The organism is Streptomyces sp. NPDC004111 (assembly GCF_042874215.1).
Classification (GTDB): Bacteria; Actinomycetota; Actinomycetes; order Streptomycetales; family Streptomycetaceae; genus Streptomyces.
Genome location: NZ_JBIAMU010000028.1, coordinates 51,065 through 72,256, shown reverse-complemented (window position 1 = coordinate 72,256; position 21,192 = coordinate 51,065). Strand labels below are relative to the sequence as shown.

25 protein-coding genes are annotated in these 21,192 nt (G+C 70.5%); 12 read left to right on the top strand and 13 right to left on the bottom strand.

The features are described 5' to 3' along the window. Window positions 1-53 precede the first annotated feature (53 nt). Entirely contained in the window at window positions 54-956 is a 903-nt protein-coding gene (gene mqnP / locus ACFYVL_RS39315; protein ID WP_389253893.1) for a menaquinone biosynthesis prenyltransferase MqnP, read from the top strand. A gap of 116 nt (window positions 957-1,072) precedes the next feature. Then, on the top strand, window positions 1,073-1,768 hold the full coding sequence (locus ACFYVL_RS39310; protein ID WP_389253891.1) for a UbiX family flavin prenyltransferase: 696 nt from the start codon (window positions 1,073-1,075) through the stop codon (window positions 1,766-1,768). 14 nt (window positions 1,769-1,782) lie between these two features. Here the strand turns inward: ACFYVL_RS39310 and ACFYVL_RS39305 are convergent, their stop codons facing one another. Then, the gene (locus tag ACFYVL_RS39305; RefSeq protein ID WP_389254003.1) at window positions 1,783-1,920 is read right to left on the bottom strand and encodes a hypothetical protein; all 138 of its coding nucleotides are present in this window, start codon (window positions 1,918-1,920) and stop codon (window positions 1,783-1,785) included. A gap of 140 nt (window positions 1,921-2,060) precedes the next feature. Here ACFYVL_RS39305 and ACFYVL_RS39300 point away from each other — a divergent pair, with 140 nt between their 5' ends. The 6 genes from ACFYVL_RS39300 (at window position 2,061) to ACFYVL_RS39275 (ending at window position 7,576) form a co-directional block, all read left to right on the top strand. After that, window positions 2,061-2,516 (top strand): Lrp/AsnC family transcriptional regulator, encoded by a 456-nt coding sequence (locus ACFYVL_RS39300; RefSeq protein ID WP_389253889.1) that lies wholly within the window; start codon window positions 2,061-2,063, stop codon window positions 2,514-2,516. A gap of 55 nt (window positions 2,517-2,571) precedes the next feature. After that, window positions 2,572-3,735, top strand: coding sequence for an aminofutalosine synthase MqnE (gene mqnE, locus ACFYVL_RS39295; RefSeq protein ID WP_389253887.1), 1,164 nt, complete (start codon window positions 2,572-2,574; stop codon window positions 3,733-3,735). Between the two features lie 258 nt (window positions 3,736-3,993). Further along, window positions 3,994-4,563, top strand: a complete 570-nt coding sequence (locus tag ACFYVL_RS39290) for a DoxX family protein (protein WP_389253884.1) — start codon at window positions 3,994-3,996, stop codon at window positions 4,561-4,563. Window positions 4,564-4,687: 124 nt separating this feature from the next. Further along, window positions 4,688-5,014 carry a DUF4229 domain-containing protein gene (locus ACFYVL_RS39285; protein ID WP_389253882.1) on the top strand — a complete coding sequence of 109 codons (327 nt, stop codon included), beginning with the start codon at window positions 4,688-4,690 and terminating at the stop codon, window positions 5,012-5,014. 340 nt (window positions 5,015-5,354) lie between these two features. Continuing rightward, window positions 5,355-6,710, top strand: coding sequence for a dicarboxylate/amino acid:cation symporter (locus ACFYVL_RS39280; RefSeq protein ID WP_389253880.1), 1,356 nt, complete (start codon window positions 5,355-5,357; stop codon window positions 6,708-6,710). Window positions 6,711-6,961: 251 nt separating this feature from the next. Further along, window positions 6,962-7,576, top strand: coding sequence for a TetR/AcrR family transcriptional regulator (locus ACFYVL_RS39275; protein WP_389253993.1), 615 nt, complete (start codon window positions 6,962-6,964; stop codon window positions 7,574-7,576). 288 nt (window positions 7,577-7,864) lie between these two features. Here ACFYVL_RS39275 and ACFYVL_RS39270 read toward each other — a convergent pair whose 3' ends face one another. The 4 genes from ACFYVL_RS39270 to ACFYVL_RS39255 all read right to left on the bottom strand — a co-directional run bounded on the left by ACFYVL_RS39270 (window position 7,865) and on the right by ACFYVL_RS39255 (window position 10,577). Then, entirely contained in the window at window positions 7,865-8,062 is a 198-nt protein-coding gene (locus ACFYVL_RS39270) for a ferredoxin (protein WP_389253878.1), read from the bottom strand. Window positions 8,063-8,109: 47 nt separating this feature from the next. After that, window positions 8,110-9,369, bottom strand: coding sequence for a cytochrome P450 (locus ACFYVL_RS39265; protein ID WP_389253876.1), 1,260 nt, complete (start codon window positions 9,367-9,369; stop codon window positions 8,110-8,112). A gap of 96 nt (window positions 9,370-9,465) precedes the next feature. After that, a complete protein-coding gene (locus ACFYVL_RS39260) occupies window positions 9,466-9,714 on the bottom strand; it encodes a DUF397 domain-containing protein (protein WP_389253874.1) in 249 nt (82 codons plus the stop codon). Continuing rightward, window positions 9,711-10,577, bottom strand: coding sequence for a Scr1 family TA system antitoxin-like transcriptional regulator (locus ACFYVL_RS39255; protein ID WP_389253991.1), 867 nt, complete (start codon window positions 10,575-10,577; stop codon window positions 9,711-9,713). Before ACFYVL_RS39255 ends, ACFYVL_RS39260 begins: the two co-directional genes overlap by 4 nt. Before the next feature lie 126 nt (window positions 10,578-10,703). Between ACFYVL_RS39255 and ACFYVL_RS39250 the strand changes: the two genes are divergently transcribed. Continuing rightward, on the top strand, window positions 10,704-11,126 hold the full coding sequence (locus ACFYVL_RS39250; protein ID WP_389253872.1) for an ATP-binding protein: 423 nt from the start codon (window positions 10,704-10,706) through the stop codon (window positions 11,124-11,126). A 21-nt stretch (window positions 11,127-11,147) separates the two neighbouring features. Here ACFYVL_RS39250 and ACFYVL_RS39245 read toward each other — a convergent pair whose 3' ends face one another. From ACFYVL_RS39245 to ACFYVL_RS39235, 3 genes are all read right to left on the bottom strand, one after another. Next, a complete protein-coding gene (locus ACFYVL_RS39245) occupies window positions 11,148-11,543 on the bottom strand; it encodes a hypothetical protein (RefSeq protein WP_389253870.1) in 396 nt (131 codons plus the stop codon). Between the two features lie 26 nt (window positions 11,544-11,569). Continuing rightward, window positions 11,570-13,561: an MFS transporter gene (locus ACFYVL_RS39240; protein WP_389253867.1), complete on the bottom strand. Its 1,992-nt coding sequence runs from the start codon at window positions 13,559-13,561 to the stop codon at window positions 11,570-11,572. A 342-nt stretch (window positions 13,562-13,903) separates the two neighbouring features. Then, a complete protein-coding gene (locus ACFYVL_RS39235; RefSeq protein WP_389253864.1) occupies window positions 13,904-14,371 on the bottom strand; it encodes an NUDIX hydrolase in 468 nt (155 codons plus the stop codon). A 160-nt stretch (window positions 14,372-14,531) separates the two neighbouring features. Between ACFYVL_RS39235 and ACFYVL_RS39230 the strand changes: the two genes are divergently transcribed. Together ACFYVL_RS39230 and ACFYVL_RS39225 are read left to right on the top strand one after the other, a co-directional pair. Next, complete coding sequence (locus tag ACFYVL_RS39230) at window positions 14,532-15,356, top strand: MerR family transcriptional regulator (RefSeq protein WP_389253862.1); 825 nt, start codon at window positions 14,532-14,534, stop codon at window positions 15,354-15,356. Window positions 15,357-15,423: 67 nt separating this feature from the next. Beyond that, the gene (locus ACFYVL_RS39225; RefSeq protein WP_389253860.1) at window positions 15,424-15,813 is read left to right on the top strand and encodes a hypothetical protein; all 390 of its coding nucleotides are present in this window, start codon (window positions 15,424-15,426) and stop codon (window positions 15,811-15,813) included. A 140-nt stretch (window positions 15,814-15,953) separates the two neighbouring features. Here the strand turns inward: ACFYVL_RS39225 and ACFYVL_RS39220 are convergent, their stop codons facing one another. From ACFYVL_RS39220 to ACFYVL_RS39200, 5 genes are all read right to left on the bottom strand, one after another. Continuing rightward, window positions 15,954-17,168, bottom strand: a complete 1,215-nt coding sequence (locus ACFYVL_RS39220; protein ID WP_389253858.1) for an NAD(P)/FAD-dependent oxidoreductase — start codon at window positions 17,166-17,168, stop codon at window positions 15,954-15,956. Between the two features lie 81 nt (window positions 17,169-17,249). Continuing rightward, complete coding sequence (sigJ, locus tag ACFYVL_RS39215) at window positions 17,250-18,194, bottom strand: RNA polymerase sigma factor SigJ (RefSeq protein ID WP_389253856.1); 945 nt, start codon at window positions 18,192-18,194, stop codon at window positions 17,250-17,252. A 59-nt stretch (window positions 18,195-18,253) separates the two neighbouring features. Then, a complete protein-coding gene (locus ACFYVL_RS39210; protein ID WP_389253854.1) occupies window positions 18,254-19,060 on the bottom strand; it encodes a hypothetical protein in 807 nt (268 codons plus the stop codon). Window positions 19,061-19,102: 42 nt separating this feature from the next. Continuing rightward, entirely contained in the window at window positions 19,103-19,663 is a 561-nt protein-coding gene (locus tag ACFYVL_RS39205; RefSeq protein ID WP_389253852.1) for a cysteine hydrolase family protein, read from the bottom strand. A gap of 128 nt (window positions 19,664-19,791) precedes the next feature. Continuing rightward, window positions 19,792-19,995, bottom strand: coding sequence for a cold-shock protein (locus ACFYVL_RS39200; protein ID WP_008738468.1), 204 nt, complete (start codon window positions 19,993-19,995; stop codon window positions 19,792-19,794). A 319-nt stretch (window positions 19,996-20,314) separates the two neighbouring features. Between ACFYVL_RS39200 and ACFYVL_RS39195 the strand changes: the two genes are divergently transcribed. After that, the gene (locus ACFYVL_RS39195) at window positions 20,315-21,190 is read left to right on the top strand and encodes a menaquinone biosynthetic enzyme MqnA/MqnD family protein (RefSeq protein ID WP_389253849.1); all 876 of its coding nucleotides are present in this window, start codon (window positions 20,315-20,317) and stop codon (window positions 21,188-21,190) included. The last annotated feature ends 2 nt before the right edge of the window (window positions 21,191-21,192 follow it).

The following is a 21,192-nucleotide window of genomic DNA, read 5'->3' as shown; positions in this document are numbered from 1 at the left end:
GCGGGACCTCCGCGCCGCACCCCACCCCCTCCCACCGTCCTAAGGAATCTCGTATGACCTCGGCCGCCGCAGCCGTACCCCAGCCCGGCCGGACCAGGGCGTTCCTCAACCTCGTCCTGATCGAGCACTCCGTGTTCGCGCTGCCCTTCGCGTACATCGCGGCGCTGACGGCCATGTTCCAGCTGGACCGGAACATCCACTGGGGCAGGCTGCTCCTGGTCACGGTCGCGATGGTCGGTCTGCGCACCTTCGCGATGGCGGCGAACCGGATCATCGACCGCGAGATCGACGCCCGCAATCCGCGCACCGCGAACCGGGAGATCGTCACGGGCGCGGTCAGCGTCAAGTCCGCGTGGACGGGCGCGGGGATCGCGCTCGCGTTCTTCCTCGGTGCGGCGGCGCTGCTCAACCCGCTGTGCCTGGCGCTGGCGCCGGTCGCGGTGATCCCGATGGTCGTCTATCCGTACGGCAAGCGGTTCACCAACTTCCCGCACGCGATCCTCGGTCTGGCCCAGGCGATGGGCCCGATCGGGGCGTGGATCGCGATCACGGGGGAGTGGTCGTGGGACGCGGTGGTGCTGGGGCTCGCGGTCGGCATCTGGATCGGCGGCTTCGACCTGATCTTCGGGTCGCAGGACGTGCAGGCGGACCGGGCGCACGGGGTGAAGTCGGTGCCGGCGCGGTTCGGCATTCCGGCGGCGCTGCACGGGGCGCGGGTCTGCCACGTGATCACCACGGGCCTGCTGGTCTGGTACGGGCTGCTGACCGGTGCGGGCGTCTTCTTCTGGATCGGCATGGTGATCGTCGCGGTGGCCTTCGTGTACGAGCACACGATCGTGCGTCCGCACGACCTGTCCCGGCTGAACCGGGCCTTCTTCACGGTGAACGGTTTCATCGGGATCGCCCTGTTCGCCTGTGCCCTGCTGGACCTCCTGATCCGCGGCCTCACCGTCTGACGTCCCGGGCCGTACGGGTCCCACGCGTCCGGGACCGCGCCGCCCGGCCCGGGGGAGCCCGGGGCACCCGGGACCTTGCCCGGGTCACGGGAGCGGCCCCCCGATAGGCTCCGTCCATGACTGAGCCCGTCGTTGAACGCAAGCGCATCCCCTGGGTCGTGGGGGTTTCGGGGGCGTCAGGCACGCCGTACGCCGCCGCCGTGCTGCGCGGTCTGCTGGACGCGGGCGAGGCGGTCGACCTGGTCGTCAGCCGGGCCTCGCGGCTGACCATCCTGGACGAGACCGGTATCGGGTACCGCGACAGCCACTGGCGCGAGGACCTCGCGACGTGGCTGGCCAGGGGTGCGGACGGCAAGCCGGACACCTTCGCCGGTTACGACCTGTCCGAGGAGAAGGACGCGGTGCGGCACTGGAGCGCGGGCGATCTGGCGGCCGGGCCCTCCTCCGGCTCGTACGCCGTCAAGGGCATGCTCGTGGTCCCGGCGTCGACGGCCAGTGTGGCGGGTGTGGCGCTCGGTCTCTCGAAGGACCTGTTGCAGCGGGCCGCGAGCGTGACGCTCAAGGAGCGGCGGAAGCTGGTGATGGCGGTGCGCGAGACACCGCTGAACGGGCAGACGCTCAAGCATCTGGTGACGCTGGACGAGGCGGGCGTCGTGGTGCTGCCCGCCTCTCCGGCGTTCTACGCGGGTGCGACGCACATCCAGGATCTGGTGGACTTCGTCGCGGGGCGGGTGCTGGACGCGGCGGGTGTGCCGCACAGCCTCTACCGCCGTTGGGAGGGGGAACTCGGGGGAGCCTCCCGCAACCCTTAGGTGGGGACGGGTGCCTACTTCGCCGTGCGCTTCAGGCGGGCGGCGATCTCGCGCACCGCGGCGGGACGGGAGGCGGGCTTGTGGGCACGCGAACGGTTGGCCAGCTCCTGCAGTTCGCGCATGCGGACGTAGGCCATCTCGGTCGTGTACACGGTGTCACTCTCCATGGAGTCAGAAGGATCTGTAAGAAGAACTTGGATCTGGTGAAAGATCTACAGGGGATTCGGCCCCTGTGCCTTAGATTCTATACGTAAACTCGCGGTATCGCTGAACAATGGAAGGCTTCAGGCATATGGACGCCGTGGACAGGCAGCTCATCCAGGCTCTTCGGGAGAACGGCAGGGCCTCGTACGCCGAGCTCGGAAGGCTCGTCGGCCTCTCCGGCCCGAGCGTCACCGACCGCATCAACCGCCTCGAATCGGCGGGTGTGATCACCGGGTACCGCGCCACCGTCGACGCCAAGTCGCTCGGTCTCGGCGTCACCGCGCTCATCGGCATCTCGCTGTCCGACGCGGCCGACCACGAGGACGTGGCGCGCCGGCTGAAGGACCTGGAGGAGATCGAGGACTGCTGGTTCATCGCGGGCGACGACTCGTACATGCTCAAGATCCGCGCCGGTGACGTGGACGGCCTGGAGCGCACCATCCGCCGTCTCTCCGGCACCAAGGGCGTCTCCCGCACCCGCACCACCATCGTCCTGTCCACGAAGTGGGAGAACCGGGTCGGAGAGTTGCCGGAAGAGGTGTAGGCGTACGGTTGGCGGAGGCTTGTTGTACGTACGAAGACATGGGAGGCGGCCGGGTATGGACGCGGGACTCAAGCGCGAACTGGAGCAGAAGGTCCGGGCCGGGGAGCGGCTGAGCCGCGAGGACGGCATCGCGCTCTACGAGTCGGACGACCTGGCCTGGCTGGGCGCGCTCGCCCACGAGGTGCGTACGAAGAAGAACGGCGACGTCGTCCACTTCAACGTCAACCGCCACCTCAACATGACCAACGTGTGCACCGCGTCCTGCGCGTACTGCTCGTTCCAGCGCAAGCCGGGCGAGAAGGACGCGTACACGATGCGCATCGAGGAGGCCGTCCGCCTCGCCAAGGCGATGGAGAACGAGAACCTCACCGAGCTGCACATCGTCAACGGTCTGCACCCGACCCTCCCGTGGCGCTACTACCCGCGCTCGCTGTCCGCCCTGAAGGAGGCCCTCCCGCAGGTCTCCCTCAAGGCGTTCACGGCCACCGAGATCCACCACTTCGAGACCATCTCCGGGCTGTCGGCCTCCGAGATCCTCGACGAGCTGATCGAGGCCGGCCTGGAGTCCCTCACCGGCGGCGGCGCCGAGATCTTCGACTGGGAGGTGAGGCAGCACATCGTCGACCACAACACCCACTGGGAGGACTGGTCGCGGATCCACCGCCTCGCCCACGAGAAGGGCCTCAAGACCCCGGCCACCATGCTCTACGGCCACATCGAGGAGCCCCGCCACCGCGTGGACCACGTGCTGCGGCTGCGCGAGATGCAGGACGAGACCGGCGGTTTCCAGGTCTTCATCCCGCTGCGCTACCAGCACGACTTCGTGGACATGAAGGACGGCAAGGTCCGCAACAAGCTCCAGGCGCGGACGACCATGGCGACGGGCGCCGAGGCGCTGAAGACCTTCGCGGTCTCCCGCCTGCTCTTCGACAACGTCCCGCACGTCAAGGTCTTCTGGGTGATGCACGGCGTCCAGACCGCGCAGCTCGCCCTCCAGCACGGCGCCGACGACATGGACGGCTCGGTCGTCGAGTACAAGATCACGCACGACGCGGACGACTACGGCACCCCGAACAAGCTGGGCCGCGACGACCTCCTCGAACTGATCCGGGACGCGGGCTTCCGCCCGGTCGAGCGCAACACGCGCTACGAGATCATCAAGGAGTACGAGGGCCCGGACCCGGACCGCCGCGAGAGCCCGCAGGCGATGCGCGTCTGACCCACGGCACCGTGAGCCACCGAAGGGGCCCCGACCGGACAGGTCGGGGCCCCTTCGCGTTGCCGCCCGCCGGGCGTCCCGCCCGCCGCGCACCGGGCCTCCCGGTGATCATTGGGGCCTTACGTCCCGGTCGCGGGGGACCTTTGCCGCTGCTTACGCGTTCCGTACAGGAGTAGCTTGTGAATGTATTCACAAGGAGCCCCGAACGGGCTCGACCCCAAGCCCCACAAGGGCAGCAGCAGAAGCAAGGTGAGCACAGTGGCAACCCTTCCTCTTGAGCGCGAAGGCACCCACGAAGGCGTTCGCACCGCCCCCGGCAGCCAGGACGCGGTCGTCGTCCGCAGCCGCGGTGCCCGTGCGGCCCTGGTCGGCCTGCGCCTCCTCGTCGCCTGGACCTTCCTCTGGCCGTTCCTCGACAAGGTCTTCGGGCTCGGCTTCGCCACCAAGAGCGAAGCGGCCTGGATCAACGGCGGCTCGCCCACCGAGGGATTCCTGCTGCACGGCACCCAGGGCCCCTTCGCCCACGTCTTCGACGGCGTCGCCGGAGCGCCCTGGCTGGACGTGCTGTTCATGGTCGGCCTGCTCGGCATCGGCCTGGCGTTCCTGCTCGGCGTCGGCACCCGGGTCGCCGCCGTCTCGTGCACCGCGATGATGGCCTTCATGTACCTGGTCAGCCTCTGGCCGGCCAGCAACCCGGTCACCGACTCGCACTGGATGATCGCCCTGGCGGGCATCGCGGTCGCCGCCACCGGCGCCGGGGACACCTGGGGTCTGGGCCGCCCGTGGAAGAACCTGGCACTGGTCCGCCGCCACCGCTGGCTGATCTGAGCCGCGAGGCGGCCCCGGGACCGGCCCCACGGCCCGCGAGAAGGGGCCCGCATTCTCAAGCACAGGGGCCCGGCAGCGTCGCCGGGCCCCTGTGCTTGACTGGTAGTGCCTGTCCTGTCTGTCGATGTCCCCGTCGGCCCCCGTAAGAGAAGAAGGTCCCGCCGTGAGCACCAAGAACGCCACGATTCGCTACACCGCGATGCGCTTCGGCGTCTTCGCCGCCTGCTTCTTCGTGGTGTGGCTCCTGGTCGTCCTGCGGGTCCTGCCCTCCGGGGTCGGCGGCATGTCCAACGTCTTCTGGGTGCTGATCCTCGCGATCGTCATTTCCGCGCCGCTGAGCTTCGTCCTGCTGCGCAAGCAGCGCGACGCCATGTCGGAGAACATCGTGGCCAAGGTGGACGAGACCAAGGCCCGCCTGGAGGCCAACAAGCGCCAGGAGGACGTCGCGTAAGCGTCCTGTAAGCCGCGTCACACCCAACGGCGCCCCGGGAGCGAGCCACTGGCTCAACTCCCGGGGCGCCGTTGGTCTTTCACCCCACCTGCTCGGTGTTCCCCCAGCCTCCCCCCAAAGAAGACCTTTGATGTTCTCAAAGTACAAGTGTTAACGTGTTCGACATGACGACATCCGCCGCGCCCCGCAACCCCATGAGCGTTCCGCTCGTGGCGCGCCTGCATGTCGATCTCTGCCGCCGGGTTTCGGCCGCCTGTCGCCGCTCCGTCTGAATCTTCAGCGCGACCCCCTTCTTTCCCCACCCCTGCCTTACGCAGCTTTCCTTCACCGGAGTGTGCTCGTGTCCGCGTCCCCCGCGCAGCAGGCCGAGCAGGCCGATCGGCCTGCGAAGCCCAAGAAGAAGAACCCGATATCGAGGATCCCCTTCGGCGTCCAGGTCCTGCTGGGTCTGGCCCTCGGCGTCCTCTTCGGCTGGCTCGCCCGGCAGTACGACATCGCCTGGCTCAGCACGACCCTGGAGACGGTCGGCAAGACCTTCGTCGGTCTGCTGAAGCTCGCGGTCGCCCCGCTGGTCTTCTTCGCCATCCTGGTGTCGATCACCAACCTCCGCCAGGTCAACAACGCCGCCCGGCTGGCGACCCGCACGCTCCTCTGGTTCATGATCACGTCGCTGATCGCGGTGGCCATCGGCCTCGTGCTCGGCCTGATCACCAACCCGGGCGCGGGCACCGGCCTCACCCCGGCCGACGGCAAGAAGCCCGAGAACGCGGGCTCCTGGATCGACTTCCTCACCGGGATCATCCCCACCGACATCATCACGCCGTTCCAGGAGCTGGAAGTCCTCCAGATCGTCTTCATGGCGGTCGTGGCGGGCATCGCGGCCCTCGCCCTGGGCGAGAAGGCCAAGCCGATCCTGACCCTCTCCACCTCGGTCCTGGAGCTCCTCCAGAAGGCCCTGTGGTGGGTCATCCTGCTGGCCCCGCTCGGCACCGTCGGCCTCATCGGCAAGGCCGTCTCGCAGTACGGCTGGGACCTCCTCGGCCCGTACGCGACCTTCACCGCCGACATCTACATCGGCTGCGCCCTGGTCCTCTTCGGCGTCTACCCGCTGATCCTGGCCACGGTCGCCAAGGTGAGCCCGGTCCAGTTCTTCAAGGGCGCCTGGCCCGCGATCCAGCTGGCCTTCGTCTCCCGCTCCTCGGTCGGCACCATGCCGGTCACCCAGCGGGTCACCGAGCGCCTCGGCGTTCCGAAGGAGTACGCCTCCTTCTCCGTGCCGTTCGGCGCCACCACCAAGATGGACGGCTGCGCCGCGATCTACCCGGCGCTCGCCGCGATCTTCATCGCGCAGATCTTCGGTGTGCAGCTCGGCATCAAGGAGTACCTGCTGATCGTCTTCGTCTCGGTCATCGGCTCGGCGGCCACCGCCGGTCTGACCGGAGCGACGGTCATGCTGACCCTGACCCTCTCCACCCTGGGCCTGCCCCTGGAGGGCGTCGGCCTGCTGATGGCGATCGACCCGATCCTCGACATGATGCGCACGGCCACCAACGTCGCCGGCCAGGTCGTCGTCCCGGTCGTCGTCTCGGCCCGCGAGAAGATCCTCGACCACGACGCGTACAACTCGGCGACGTCGTCCCCGGTCGACGAGTACGAGCCGGCCGAGTCCCGCGACAAGGTCGCGGTCGCCGCGTAACCCGGTTTCCGGTCCCGCGGTACGTGCTGTACGGGTGCCCCCGAGCGAACTCCGCCCGGGGGCACCGGCGCGTCGAGCCGTAGGCTTGCCCGAGGGTACGAGGGTGGCGGCCACGACCGGGCCGGCACCGCGAACAGGACAGGGCGATGGGGGTACTCGGGGTGGACTCGGCGGAGCATCCGAACCGGACGGTCCAGGGGGACGGAACCGACACGGCGGACCGGGTGGTGCGGCCCCGCAGAGCGAAACGGATGCCCCGGGCGGTACGGGAGCAGCAGATGCTGGACGCCGCGGTGAGCAGCTTCGCCCGGTACGGCTACCGGGCCGCCTCCATGGACCAGATCGCCGAACTGGCCGGGGTCTCCAAACCGCTCGTCTACCTCTATCTGAACTCCAAGGACGAACTGTTCACGGCGTGCATCAGGCGTGAGGCGGGGGCGCTGATGGCGGCGGTACGGGCCGGGGTCGAACCCGGGCTGCCCGCCGACCGGCAGCTGTGGGACGGGCTCACGGCGTTCTTCGCGCACACGGCGCGGAACCCGGACGGGTGGGCGGTGCTGCACAGTCAGGCCCGTACGCACGGGGAGCCGTTCGCGGCGGAGGTCGCGGTGCTGCGGGCGGAGATCGCGGACTTCGTCACGCACCTCATCGGGGAGGCGGCCCGCGAGGCGCGCAACGACCCGCACTTCGCGGACCGGGAGGTCGCGGGGCTCGCCCAAGCGCTCGTCGGAGCGGCGGAATCCCTCGCGGACTGGGCGAACGCCACCCAGGGGGTATCAGCGAGGGAGGCGGCGGCCACCCTCATGAACTTCTCCTGGGCCGGCCTGGAAAACCTCCTCCAAAACCACCCCTGGACCCCCAACTAACCCCCGCCCGAGCCCCCTCGGGCGGCGGTGCCGCCTGCCGAGCCCCCTTGGGCGGCGGGGCCGCCCTTTCCCACCCACCCCCGCCCCCGCCCCCTTGGGCGGCGGGGCCGCCCCCCGGGGGCGGAACGGGCGGGCAAGGGGGCGGCCCCCGGCGGAGCCGCACCCCTTCCGGGGTGGGCCGGGAGCGGAGAAGGTGGGCCGGGGCCGGGGTCCGCCCCCCGTGCCCACCCGTTCCGCCCCAAGGGGGCGGCCCCTGTGCCCCCGGGGAGCGGGCGGCACTGCGCTGCTTCAGGGCTGGTCCGTGAGGGAGATCGCCGAGACCGGGCACGCCCTCACCGCCTCCCCCAGCAGCACACTCCCCCCACCCCCCTCCATCCCCGGCAATACCTCCGACAGCCCCTCGTCGTCCTGCGTGAACACCGCCGGCGCCGTCAGCACACACTGACCCGCCCCGATGCACACGTCCCTGTCGATGTCGATCCGCACCCGCGCTCTCCCCTCTCCCGTGACCTCTTCCGCAACCTCCACCGCACTCACCACGCCACCGGCAGCTCCGTCAGACCCTGGATCGTGTCGCCCGGTTTGTGCGGCACCTCCGCCGCCGGAACGGCCAGCCGCAGCCCCGGCAGCCGCCGGAACAGCGTGCCGAGCGCGATCTCCATCTCCGCCCGCGCCAGGTTCTGACCCAGGCACTGGTGGATCCCGAAGCCGAACGCCAGATGCCGTTCCGACCTCCCCAGGTCCAACGCGTCCGGCGCCTCGAAGACCTCCGGGTCCCGGTTGATCAGCGACGTCGACAGCACCACGCAGTCCCCGGCCCGGATCGTCACCCCGGCGATCTCGATGTCCTCCGTCGCCAGCCGCGACATCCCGTCCGCGATCGACAGGAACCGCAGCAACTCCTCGCAGGCCTCCGTCACCCCGTCCGGGTTCTCCCGGAACCGCGCCAGCTGCTCCGGGTGCTCCAGCAGCGTGAACGTCCCCAGCGCGATCATGTTCGCCGTCGTCTCGTGCCCGGCGATCAGCAGGATCTGCGCGAGGTCGATCAGCTCCCGCTCGTCGTCGAACACCTCGATCATGTCGTCCAGCAACCCGACCGGAAGCCCGCTCTTCTCGCCTCCGGCCCGTTTGCGCTCAACCAGTTCGCCCAGATACGCGTCCAACGAGTCCCGGGCCCCCTCCACGTCCTCGCGCCGGGGTCCGCGCAACAGCCGCCGCGACTGCTCCTCGAAGTACTCGTGGTCCTCGTACGGAACCCCCAGCAGTGCGCAGATCACCATCGACGGCACCGGCAGCGCGAAGGCGCTCACCAGGTCCGCCCGCCGCTCCGGCCCCTCTTCCATCGCGTCCAGCAGCCGGTCCACCGTCTCCTGGATGGCGGGCCGCAGCGCGTTCGTCCGCTTCAGCGTGAACCCGGGGATCAGCTTGCGCCGCTGCACGTTGTGTTCGGGGTCGTCCACACCGAGCAGCGCGATCTTCCGGCGCTCCACCCCGACCAGGCGTTTCGTGAAGACCGGGAATTCCGGCCGCTCCCGTGCCGAGGAGAGCCGCTGGTCGGCGAGGAGCGCGCGGGCCTCCGCGAGTCCGGTGACCATCCACACCGGCGTGCCGTCGAAGATCTCGATCCGGCTGACCGGCCGCCCCGCCTCGCGCAGCGGGTCGTAGGCGGGCGGCGGGGCGTAGGGGCAGGTGCGGTCCTGCGGGAAGACGACGGGCCCGGTGGGCGCGTGCTGGGCCGTCGTATCGGTTGCTTCGGGTGCGTGCGTTCCGGATGCCTGCGTTGTCTCAGTCACGGGCGACCTCACCAGCTCACGTGGAAAGTGGAGGAACCTCTACCGATCGATCACTTCCCACTAGATGCCTTGGGCACCTACCCGTCTACGAGATGTTCAGCCAAACGGGGCGTACTTGACGAAGGCCCGCCAAGCGGCCGGGGAGACGCCGAACTGGGGACTTGCGTCGCCGAGTTTGGAGTCACGTACGTGAATGGCGGCGGGGTGTGCGGCGACCTCTACGCACTCGCCGCCCTCGCCGCTGCTGTAACTCGACTTCCGCCACTCGTAGGCGACTTCGAGGCACTGGCCGCCCTCGCCGTCGCTGTAGCTCGATTTGAACCAGGTGAGGTGTTCGGCGTTCATCGATCTCCCAGAATCTTCTCGATAAAGGCCAGCGACTCGGGTGGCCTGAGGGCCTGTGTTCGCATAATCGCATAGCGAGCTTCGAGCTCGCGGACCTCCTGCGGGCTGGTGATCAGGCGTGGGTGCCCCTGGGCTTCGGTGTATCCCACGTGCTTTTCGTTCTTGGCCACGAGCAGGGTGAACGCGCTCCCCAAGTTGCAGTGTTCGAACCGCTCGGTCTGCATCACCTGGAGCTGTACGTTTCGTGCCCGGCCGATCTCCAACAGGTGACGCAACTGCTCGCGCTGAACGTCGTATCCGCCGATGGGGCGCCGCAGAACCACCTCTTCGAGGATGAAGCTGAACTCTGGGGCCGGCCACTTTTCGAAGACCTGCTGCCGCGAGAGCCGGTCGGCCACGCGCCTCTCGATGGTCCCCTCATCCAGGAGAGGGCGCCGCTGCGAGAAGACCGCACGCGCGTAGGCCTCCGTCTGGAGCAGCCCGAGGATGGTCTGATTGCTGTAGTCGTGCAGCTCCAGCGAATCAGCCTCCAACTTGGCGTAGTTCCGGTACCAGTCCGGATGCCGCGTCCGATTCTTCTTCAGCGCCTCCACCACATCCGGAACGGCTGCCTTGAACGTTCCGTGGGCGTCCAGCGCATCGTCGACCGCAGCCAGTAGGTCGGGCTGGGGGGTCCGTACACCCCGCTCGATCGCCGAGACGAGGTCCGCACCGAAATTGACCGCAGCAGCCAACTCGGTCTGCTTCATGCCCCGGTACTCCCGCAGCGCCTTGATCTGTTTGCCCAGCGCGCTGAAGAGATGCGCGGTGCCGTCTTCCTGGGAGGGGGTCTCGGGGGTCGCTTCCTGCTCCGGATGCTGGATCACTCAGTGCCGCCTTCTGAGTCACGGTCGACCGGTCGTACTCCGCGTGCCACGCGCCCGTACAACTACCGTCAGTCGCCGGGTTCCTGCTGTTCAGGGTAGGTCCGAGCGACCACGCTCTGTCACATGAACAGCGAAATCACCACGCACAGAGTCGAGTTCGAGCAGTTGATCAGTTCCACCCGGCGCGGGGCCCGGCTCGCCCGGCTGCTGGCGCAGCGGCAGGTGGCCCAGTGGGGGGTGCCGTACGGCTGCGAGTTCTCCGACACGGTGGTGGCGGTCGTCGCGGAGCTGGCGGCCAACGCCGTACTGCACGGGCACCTGCCGGGCCGGGGCTTCTCGCTGCGGCTGGTGCTGGACGGCGTACTGCGGATCGAGGTGTCGGACGCGCGGGGCGAGCGGCTGCCGGTGGCGAAGGAGGGGCCGCCGGGGGAGGAGGAGGGCGGGCTCGGGCTGCTGCTGGTGGGGGAGCTGGCGGTGGACTGGGGAGTTACGGAGCGCGACCCCGGCAAGACGGTGTGGGCGGAGCTGGTCTGGCCGCTCGCGTGACCTGAGGCGGGCCGCCGGTGCTCAGGCCCTCTTCAGGAGCGCGTCGATCGCGGCCCCGGTGAGCACGGGGATCACCACGGCGTCGTCCCGCAGTCCGGCGGGAAGCTGCGGGCGGACCTCCTCGGAGCGCAGCACGGCCGGGGCGTCGGGGCACACGAGCACGGCGTTCAGGCGGCGCACCAGCTTGGCGAGCACGTCGAGGACGTCGCCGGTGGAGAAGCGGTGGAAGGTCACGCAGTCGGGGCGTACGTGCACATCGGCCTCGCCGCCGTCCCGGGTCCGCAGGCCGCAGTAGTGGTACTCGCCCTCGTCCTTGGCGTACTCCGCGTACGGGGCGAGCACCGTACGTGCCGCCCCGGTGTCGAGGGCGGCCGAGTCGCCGCCCTCGAAGCGCATCACGAACACCTCGTAGCTCATGCGGGACATTCTGGGCCCCGCCGGGACTAGTAGAAGTGCGGGTGCCCCATGGCGATGAGCACTCCGGCGACGGCGAGGCCGGTCAGGGCCAGTACGAGGAGGTGCGCGACCGGTGCCCGGGAGGTGCCTCCCGGCAGCGGGTCGAGTGCGCCGGCCGTGCCGGGCGACCACCAGACGAAGGCCACGAGCAGGACGACAGAGAGGAGCGGCAGGACGACCGGTCCGTGCGTGAAGTGCGGAACGGCACCGCTGATCCCGATGACCCCGGCCGCGCCCAAGAGCACGCCCCGGCCGTCGAAGAAGGCGCGCACCGGACCGGGCCGCTCGTGCACGACGGTGGCCGCGCCGATCGCGGCGACCACGGCGAACGGGACCGTGGCGAACAGGCAGACGCGCCAGCCCAGACCGAGGGGGAACAGGAAGTCCGCCAGCAGGCCGAGTGCCGGGGCGCTGCCCGCGACGGCGACGTAGATCCCGAGTGCCCTGCGGCGTTCCCGGGGGTCGGGGAAGGAGCCCGCGACGAGGGCCGGAGCGGCTGTCGAGACCAGTGCGGCGAAGGCGCCCTGGAGCGCCCGGGAGGCGATCAGCACGTCGGCGGAGGGGGCCATGCCGCTGACCGTGGCGGTCACCGCGAAGCCCACCGCGCCGATGATCAGCGTGCGTCGGCGGCCGAGGGCGGCCGTGATGCGGAAACCAAGGAGCAGCAGCACCGCGAACGCCAGGGCGTAGGCGAGGGGCACCACGTCCAGGTAGACGGTGGACGAGACCTTCAGACCGTCGGTGGCCATCCCCAGCTCGTCGAAGGCACCCAGCTGGATCATGGCGATGTTGGAGAACACCGCGTCGAACAGCACGGTCAACTGGACCAGGGCGAGCGCCGGCAGCCCCCACCACCGCCTGGGCAACTCCGGCCCCGGGACCGCTCCCGGGCCTTGCGGGTGGGCCGGTGCCGTGGGCGCGGCCCAGATGCCGGGCGGCGTGCCCTGCGGCGGCACCTGGGGTGCACCGGCACCGGCACCGGAGTGGGCGGGCGCGGTCGGCGCGTACGCGGGCTGCACCGGCTGTCCGGGGTGTCCGGGCGCGGGCTGCGCGGGCGGCGCGGGCTGTCCGGCCGGGGCCGCGGGGGCGTAGTCCAGCAGGTGGGCGGCGCGGCGGCCCAGCTGCGCGAGCACCGTCCCCGGCAGCCACTCGCCGGCCTGGGCGGCCTCCGTGCGCGCCGCCACCTCGTCGGGGGTGGGCCGCTTGGCCGGATCCTTCTCCAGACACGCGCGTACCAGCCCGAGGAGCGGTTCCGGTACGCCCGTCAGGTCGGGTTCCTCCTCGGCGACCCGGAACAGGTGGGCGTTCAGCCCGGTCTCGGCGGCACCGAAGAGCAGCCGCCCGGTGGACGCGTACACGAGCAGCGCGCCCAGGCAGAACACGTCGGACGCCGGGGTGAGTTCGAGGCCGCGCACCTGCTCGGGGGACATGAACCCGGGCGAGCCGATCAGGGTGCCGGTGCGGGTGAGGAGGCTGTCCACGGCGAGCCCGTCCATCGCCCGCGCGATGCCGAAGTCGATGACGCGGGGGCCGTCGACCGTGATCAGCACATTGGACGGCTTGAGGTCGCGGTGGATCAGCCCCGCCCCGTGCACGGCCTTCAGGGCGAGCGCGAGCCGGTTGGCGAGGGTGCGCACCGACTGCTCGGGCAGCGGACCGAAGTCCTGCGCCACGACGGTGGTCAGGTCGGGCCCCGGGATGTACTGGGTCGCCACCCACGGCACGGCGGCGTCGGTGTCGGCGTCCAGGACGTCGGCCGTCCAGGCCCCGCCCACCCGCCGGGCCGCGGCCACCTCACGGGCGAACCGGCTGCGGAACTCGGCGTGCTGCGCGTGCTCGGCCTGCACGACCTTCACCGCGACCGTACGCCCGAGGTCGGACCGGCCCAGATACACCAGCCCCATCCCGCCCGCACCGAGGCGGGCGATCAGGCGGTACGGGCCTATGTGTGCGGGGTCCTCCCCCGTCAGTTGCTCCACGGCGGGAAGCTCAGCCCTTCGGATCGGGTCGGGGGCGGCGGCACGCGGTGCGGGTCATACGGGGTCCCCCTGGCTGGACACGGAGATCCCAACGTAGAACAACTGCCCCTACGCCGAGGTCATTTGCGCACACCCGCACACCGGGGGCACGGGCAGGGGCCTCAGAAGGGCGGCTCCCCGGTGTACGCGGCGGACGGTCCCGGATGCGCCGATCGGCCCGGGTGCGCGGCTCGGCTACTGATCGCAGGGCGGCGAACTCCTCTTCCGCCAGCGCACGCGGAGGGCGCGTCCCGAACTCCGTACGGCACTCGTACGTACCGCCCCACCCGGGACGTCACCGCGCTACTGGCCGCCCCACGGGCCGTCCGGCACCAGCGCGGTCAGTACGGCCAGCAGTTCCGGTGGCTCGACCGGGTCGGCGAGGGAGGCCAGTTCCTTCCAGGGAACCCAGCGGTGCTCGCCGAGGTTGACCTGCTCGTCGGGAAGCAGACCGGTCCGCACCAGCGGCGGCTGCTCGGTGTCGAAGCGGGCGGCGAAGAAGTGCTCGGTACCCGTGAAGCGTCTGCCGTTCCACTGGACGTCGCGCTCGACCGGCACCGACCGGTCGCGGATCGCGCACGGGTCGAGACCGGTCTCCTCGGCGAGTTCGCGCCGTGCCGTCGCGAGGGGCGTCTCGCCGGGTTCCATGCCGCCACCCGGCGGCTCCCAGAGCCACGCCCCGTCGAACGGGTCGCGCCAGTGCAGCAGGAGCACGCGGTGGGCGGCGTCCAGACAGACGATGCGGGCGGCGGGCCGTTGAGTCGTTTCCACGCTTGGGACGGTACGCCGTCCCCGAAATCTTGATCAATACCCGCGTCGGCCAACCGCACGGGCGGACGGGCCGACCGCGTACCGTCGTCCCACCCCTGATCTCGTCCCTCACCTCTCGCTTGACCCTCACACCGTGTGAGGCGGTCGGCTCGGAGACATCATGTTCACCATCGGAGACTTCGCCCGGCACGGCCGCGTATCGGTCCGGATGCTGCGTCACTACGACGAGACCGGACTGCTGCACCCCGCCCGGGTCGACCCCTTCAGCGGCTACCGCCACTACACGGCGGCCCAACTGTCCCGCCTCAACCGCATCATCGCCCTCAAGGACCTCGGCTTCACCCTCGTTCAGGTGCGCGACATCCTGGACGAGAAGGTCGGCACCGAGGAACTGCGCGGGATGCTGCGGCTGCGGCAGGCGGAACTGGAGAACGCCGTGGCCACCGCGGAAGCACGGCTGGTCCAGGTCGAGGCGAGGCTCCGAGCGATCGAGAGCGAGGGGCACATGCCCACCAACGACGTCGTCCTCAAGAACGTCCCCGCCGTCCGGGTGGCCGAACTGACCGCCACCGCGGCCAGCTACGAACCCGAGGACATCAGCCCCGTCATCGGACCGCTGTACGACGAGCTGTTCCGGCACCTCAAGGCGGCCGGCATCACCCCCACCGGCCCCGGCATCGCCCACTACGAGGACGCCCCCGAGGGCGGCGGCCGGATCACCGTCCACGCCGCGGTCCAGGTCTCCGTCGCCCCGCACCGCGAGGGCCTCCTCCACATCCGCGACCTGCCGCCCCTGGAACAGGCGGCCACCATCGTCCACCACGGCTCGATGGACACCGTCCTGCCCACCGCCCAGACCCTCGCCCACTGGACCGACACCCACGGCTACCGAACGACCGGCTACCCGAGGGAGATCAGCCTGGAGTGCCCGGAGAACAGGGAGGAGTGGGTGACGGAACTGCAGGCGAACGTGACGAAGGACTGAGCGGCGCCGCCGCACCGGGCGCCCCATTTGCTGGGGCGCCCGGCATTCAATCGAGGTGGAGAAAAGAATGTCCGGAGACGCATCGGCCGCACGTCGACTCACGGGCTGCCTGCTCGGCCCCTTGGTGGGCGTTGCTGCTGCCTACGGTGGAATCTCCATGCTGGCGCAGGCCTGGGACGAATGCGAAATCGGAGTCAATGCGGCTGCGAACTTCTGGTCCCTTGTTCCCATATTCTTTGCTGCCTGGGTGGCAGTGGCGTTGGTCTGGGCAATCGTATTCGGATTGCTCGGCGAGAAAAGCCTGCTGCTCGCCTCCACAGTGGCTGTACTCGCTACAGCCCTGGCCTGCTGGGGCCTCATGGCCATCTGGAACGCTCCAGCCGACTACCCGGTCGGCGTGAGTTCCTGCGCTCCGGACAATGCCCCGCCGTGGTGGCCGGACATGCTGCCTCTGTGACCGCGGGGCGGGCGGAATCTCCCCCGTGGAAAACCCATGCCCAGGCGCGCAGGCGTAACGACCGGGGAATCGCGAGTGAGAAGCGCAATGAACCGAAGCCCGCTGCCGGAATTTGCGGGGCGGAGTGGGCGGGGCCGGGGCTAATTGCCGGTGGCCGTTGCGTGGATTGCCGTAGGGGTATTCGGGGTGGCAGCCACCACGTGGTGACGGCGGGTCGGGGTCAGCATGGTGGGGTGCTTGATGCCCCATGTCGTCGCCGCGCAGATGAGTTCCTTGACGCGGGCGCCGAACCGGCCGGTGAAGACCGTCGGGGTGACCTCGTCCTCCTCCGTCACCCGCTGCACGATCGCGTCGCGGCGGCCGAGGCTGACGCACTGGAGGGCGTAGCCGATCGTCTCCTGGGGGACCTTGCGGCCGGTCAGCCGGGCCGCCAGGGCGTCGGCGGCCTGCCAGGCCATCGGGGTCGCCGTCGCGCACGCCATCCGCAGCGGCGCCCCGCCCGCGCCCTGCGCGAACGCCGCGTCGCCGACCGCGTACACCTCGGGGTGCGAGACGGAGCGCATGGTTCCGTCGACGACGATCCGGCCGGTGTCCGACACCTGGAGGGTGGACGCGGCGGCGACGGGGTGCACCGTGAAGCCGGTGGTCCAGACGGTCACCCGGGCCGGGAGGTGCCCGGCCGTCGCGGTGACCACGCCGTCCCGCTCGACGCGCGTGATGTCGGCGTTCTCGTGGACGGTGATGTCCAGCCGGGCGAAGGTGGCGTCCAGGTGGCGGCGGGCCTTCTCGCTCAGCCAGTCGCCGACCCCGCCGCGCGCCGCGACGGCGACCTTGAGGTGCGGGTGCGCCTCGGCGATCTCGGTGGCCGCCTCGATGCCGGTGAGGCCGCCGCCCGCGATCAGTACCGTGTCGCCGGGCGCCAACTCGGCCAGCCGTGCGCGGAGTCGGAGCGCCCCCTGCCTGCCCGCGAGGGTGTGCGCGTGCTCGGTGACGCCGGGGACGCCGTGGTCAGCGGCGGTGCTGCCGAGGGCGTACACCAGGGTGTCGTAGGGGAGCGGGGACGGGGTCCGTCCTTCGGGGCCGTCGGTCAGCTCGACCGTTCTGGCCTCCGCGTCCACCGAACCGACCCACGCCGTCCGCACCCGTACCCCCGTGCCCGCGAACATCTCGCGCAGCGGGCGGCGCGGCAGGTCCTGGCCGGCGGCCAGCTGGTGCAGGCGGATGCGCTCGACGAAGTCGGGCTCACCGTTGACCAGGGTGATCTCTACTTCGTCGCGGTGCAGCCGCTTGGCGAGCCGGGCGGCGGTGACGGCTCCGGCGTATCCGGCTCCGAGGACGACGATGCGGTGCTTCATGGCGGGCTCCCTGTCCGGTTGGTCTCACCACCTGAACCGGACAGCCCCGCGATCCCTGACAGGGACGTTCTGTGAACTGGGTCACCACATGGTGGTGAGGGGGCGGTGGGGGCCCGTGGCCGCCCACTGCCGGGCGATGCGCTCCAGCTTGTCCGGGTTCACCTGGAGCTGGAGCGCCCCCACGCCGCCCGCGGCCGTCTCCAGGCCGATCACGCCCACCACCCGCTCGCCCGCCGCGACCAGCAGGGCCGGACCGCCGTTGACCACCACCGCGTACGCCGCCGCACTCCCGCCGACCACCGCCCGCTTGTGCTCCGAGGGGCGGAACAGCCCCCGCACGTAACGGGCGATGCCGAGCGCGCCGACGACCGGCGTCCGGCGGGCCGGCACCTTCGCGCCGCCGTCCGCGGTGCCGGTCGCGTCGGCCGTGAGCATCCGGACCAGGGGCTCGGTGTCTCCGCTGAGGGCCGCCGCGAGGAACTCCTCGACCACCTTGCGCGCGGACGCCCCGTCCACCTCGGTACGGGTCCGCGCCGTGCTCAGGTGCTGCTTGGCGCGGCGGTAGATCTGCTGGCAGTTGGACTCGGTGAGGTCGAGGATCTCCGCCACCTCGCGGTGCCCATACCCGAACGCCTCGCGCAGCACGTACGCCACCCGCTCGTTGGGGGAGAGCCGCTCCATGAGGGTGAGCATCGCGAGCGAGACGGACTCGCGCTGCTCGGCGGTGTCGGCGGGGCCCAGCATGGGGTCCCCGGCGAGCACCGGCTCCGGCAGCCACTGCCCGACGTACGTCTCGCGCCTGGCCCGCGCCGAGGTCAGCTGGTTGAGGCACAGGTTGGTGAGCACCTTCGTCAGCCACGCCTCGGGCGTTTCGATCAGCGAGCGGTCCGCCGCGTGCCAGCGCAGATACGTGTCCTGCACGGCGTCCTCGGCATCACCGGCCGACCCCAGCAGCCGGTACGCGATGGCCTCCAGGCGTCCCCTGGAGTGCTCGAACAGGTCCGCCTCGGACGTGGGGGTCGACATCAGGCCATGATCGGCCGAATCCCGGGCCGCGTCCAGACTTCGTTCCGCGCCCGGGAGGTTCAGGTCTCCGAGCGGCCCGGCAGATCGATCCGGTACACGTTCCGGGGCTCCGTGCGCAGGGAGTGCGCCAGGTCGGCGGCCCGGTCCGCCTGCGCGGCGGAGAGGCGGCGGGCCGCCAGGAGGAGCGCCGCCGCGTCCACCGCCCGAGGGGCCGGGGGCGGCGGAGGCGCGGGCAGGGATACGTCCGAGACCGCCGCCAACTCGGCAGCGTCGAAGCCGAGAAGGGTGGCGAGGTCCGTGACCAGACGGGGAGTCAGCTCCTTGTCCCCACCGCCGATCGCGCCGTACGTGGCCGCCGACAGGTAGGTGGGCGTGACGACCGCCATGAGGTGCGCCAGACCGCTCCGGTCCAGGTTCCGGAAGTGGAACATCCGCATGATCCGCCCACCGGGCCCGAGCGGTTCGTCCGCCGCCCCGGCCCGGCCGGCGCGCCGGTCCGGGGCGAACACGGACCGCCTCTCCTCCTGAGGCAGTTCCCGCAGGTGGCACAGCAGTTCACGCCGTCCCTCCGCAGGAAGGTGAACCCCGTCCAGCACCATCCGGCTCACACACCGGCCCGCCTCCGCGTCCAACGGAGCCAGATCCTCCGGAACCGCCTGCCCGGCCAGCAGGAACAGATCCACCGGCTCGGCCCCCAGAGCGGAAGCCAGCCGCCGGAGGAAGGCACCGGCCGGCACCCCGCCCGCGAGCACCGCCCGCACCTCGGCGGCGGGAAACGAGGTGAGCGCGGTCAACTCCCTTTCGCCCAGCCCTCGGTGGGCCAGCAGTCGCGGCAGTACGGAGCCGGGCGGTGCGGCGGCGGTCATGACTCTCCCCAGGTGTGGAAGCGGCGGGACACCGGCGCACCGTCAGCCCGTGGCGAGCGACCTGACCCACTCGTCGACCTCGACGACCTCCGCCCACTGCGGGAACAGCCGTTCCACCAGCACCCGGTGCACCTCCGGGTCCGTGTCCAGGCAGGCGTCGGGGAGGATCGTCAGGCCGTAGTCCAGGTCGTTCGCCTGGCACACGGTGGACAGGACCACCGCGCTGGTGGCGATGCCGGTCAGGACCAGGCTGTCGATGCCGCGTGCCCTCAGCACCACGTCGAGATCGCTGCCGGAGAACGCGCTCGCCCGCTTCTTCGTGACCACCACGTCGCCCGGCAGCGGTGCCACCTCGGGGTGGATCTCGGTGCCCGGGGCGCCCTCGACGTAGAGGCCCGCCGCCGCGATGGCCGCGAGGGGCTTGTTGCGGGTGCCGATCTCCGGGAAACCGGGGCGGAACGCGATGGTCACGTAGATCACCGGCAGGCCCGCCGCCCGCGCGCCGTCGATCGCCCCGCGCAGCCGGGGCAGGTAGCCGGAGCCGTCGTCGACGGCGTCCACGATGGCCTGCTGCACGTCCATGACGAGAAGGGCGCTGCTCATGTCGTCTCCTGGTGCCCGGTCGGTCGGTCGAGTCGAATAGCGCACAAGGCAGGAGCCCTGTTTCCGTAAACGGAAACAGGGCTCCTTGGGTACTGCTGGTAAACGACCGCGATCGGTCGTTCCCCGACTTAGGCCGGGGTGACGTTCTCCGCCTGCGGGCCCTTCGGGCCCTGCGTGACGTCGAAGTTCACGAGCTGGTTCTCCTCAAGGGAGCGGAAACCAGATGCGTTGATCGCGGAGTAGTGGACGAAGACATCCGGGCCGCCGCCGTCCTGGGCGATGAAGCCGAAGCCCTTTTCAGCGTTGAACCACTTGACGGTTCCGGTAGCCATAAGCCCTCCCATGGGCCAAAGGGTTGCCCTGCTCCAGAACCTACAAGGAAGTCTGAAAACAAAAGCCTGCGGGTTACATGCTCCGCAGGCTCTGTACTGCAAGGGAAACCAAACTGCAACTTGCGGGCGAGCCTAGCACGCACCCTCGGCCGGGCGGTAGAGGGAAAGATCACGTCACCCGGATGTTTGACACGGGCGTGTCGGCTGACGTCAGGAGGGGTGCGCAAGGCCGCCCAGGGCCTCCGCACGGCCCCTCGGAGGCGCACGCGCACGGCCCCCCGGAGGGGCCCTCCGCGTGCACCGGGTCTAGCCTCGCGATGTGGACAATTCAACCGCTGGCGAGCTGACGCCGAACCGTACCCGGCCCCGCGTCGGCCACATCCAGTTCCTGAACTGCGTACCCCTCTACTGGGGACTCGCACGGACCGGGACCCTGCTGGACTTCGAGCTGACCAAGGACACCCCCGAGCGGCTCAGCGAGCAGATCGTCCGCGGCGATCTCGACATCGGGCCCGTCACCCTCGTGGAGTTCCTGAAGAACGCCGACGACCTGGTGGCCTTCCCCGACCTCGCGGTCGGCTGCGACGGCCCCGTGATGTCCTGCGTGATCGTCTCCAAGGTGCCGCTGGAGGAGCTCGACAAGGCGCGCGTCGCACTCGGGTCGACCTCGCGCACCTCCGTGCGCCTGGCGCAGCTGCTCCTCGCCGAGCAGTACGAGGTCGAGCCGGACTACTACACCTGCCCGCCGGACCTCGCGCTGATGATGCAGGAGGCCGACGCCGCCGTACTGATCGGGGACGCCGCGCTGCGGGCCTCGCTGCACGACGCGCCCCGGCTGGGCCTGGCGGTCCACGACCTGGGGCAGATGTGGAAGGAGTGGACGGGGCTGCCGTTCGTCTTCGCCGTCTGGGCGGCCCGCAAGGACTACCTGGCGCGCGAGCCGCACCACGTGAAGAAGGCGCACGAGGCGTTCCTGGCCTCCCGCGACCTGTCGCTGGCCGAGGTCGACCGGGTCGCCGAGCAGGCCGCCCGCTGGGAGGACTTCGACGCCGAGCTGCTGGAGAAGTACTTCACGACGCTGGACTTCCGCTTCGGCCCGGCCCAGATCAAGGGCGTACGGGAGTTCGCGCGCCGGACCGGGGCGACCACCGGATACCCCGAGGACGTGCAGGTCACGCTGCTCGGCGAGCAGTAGGA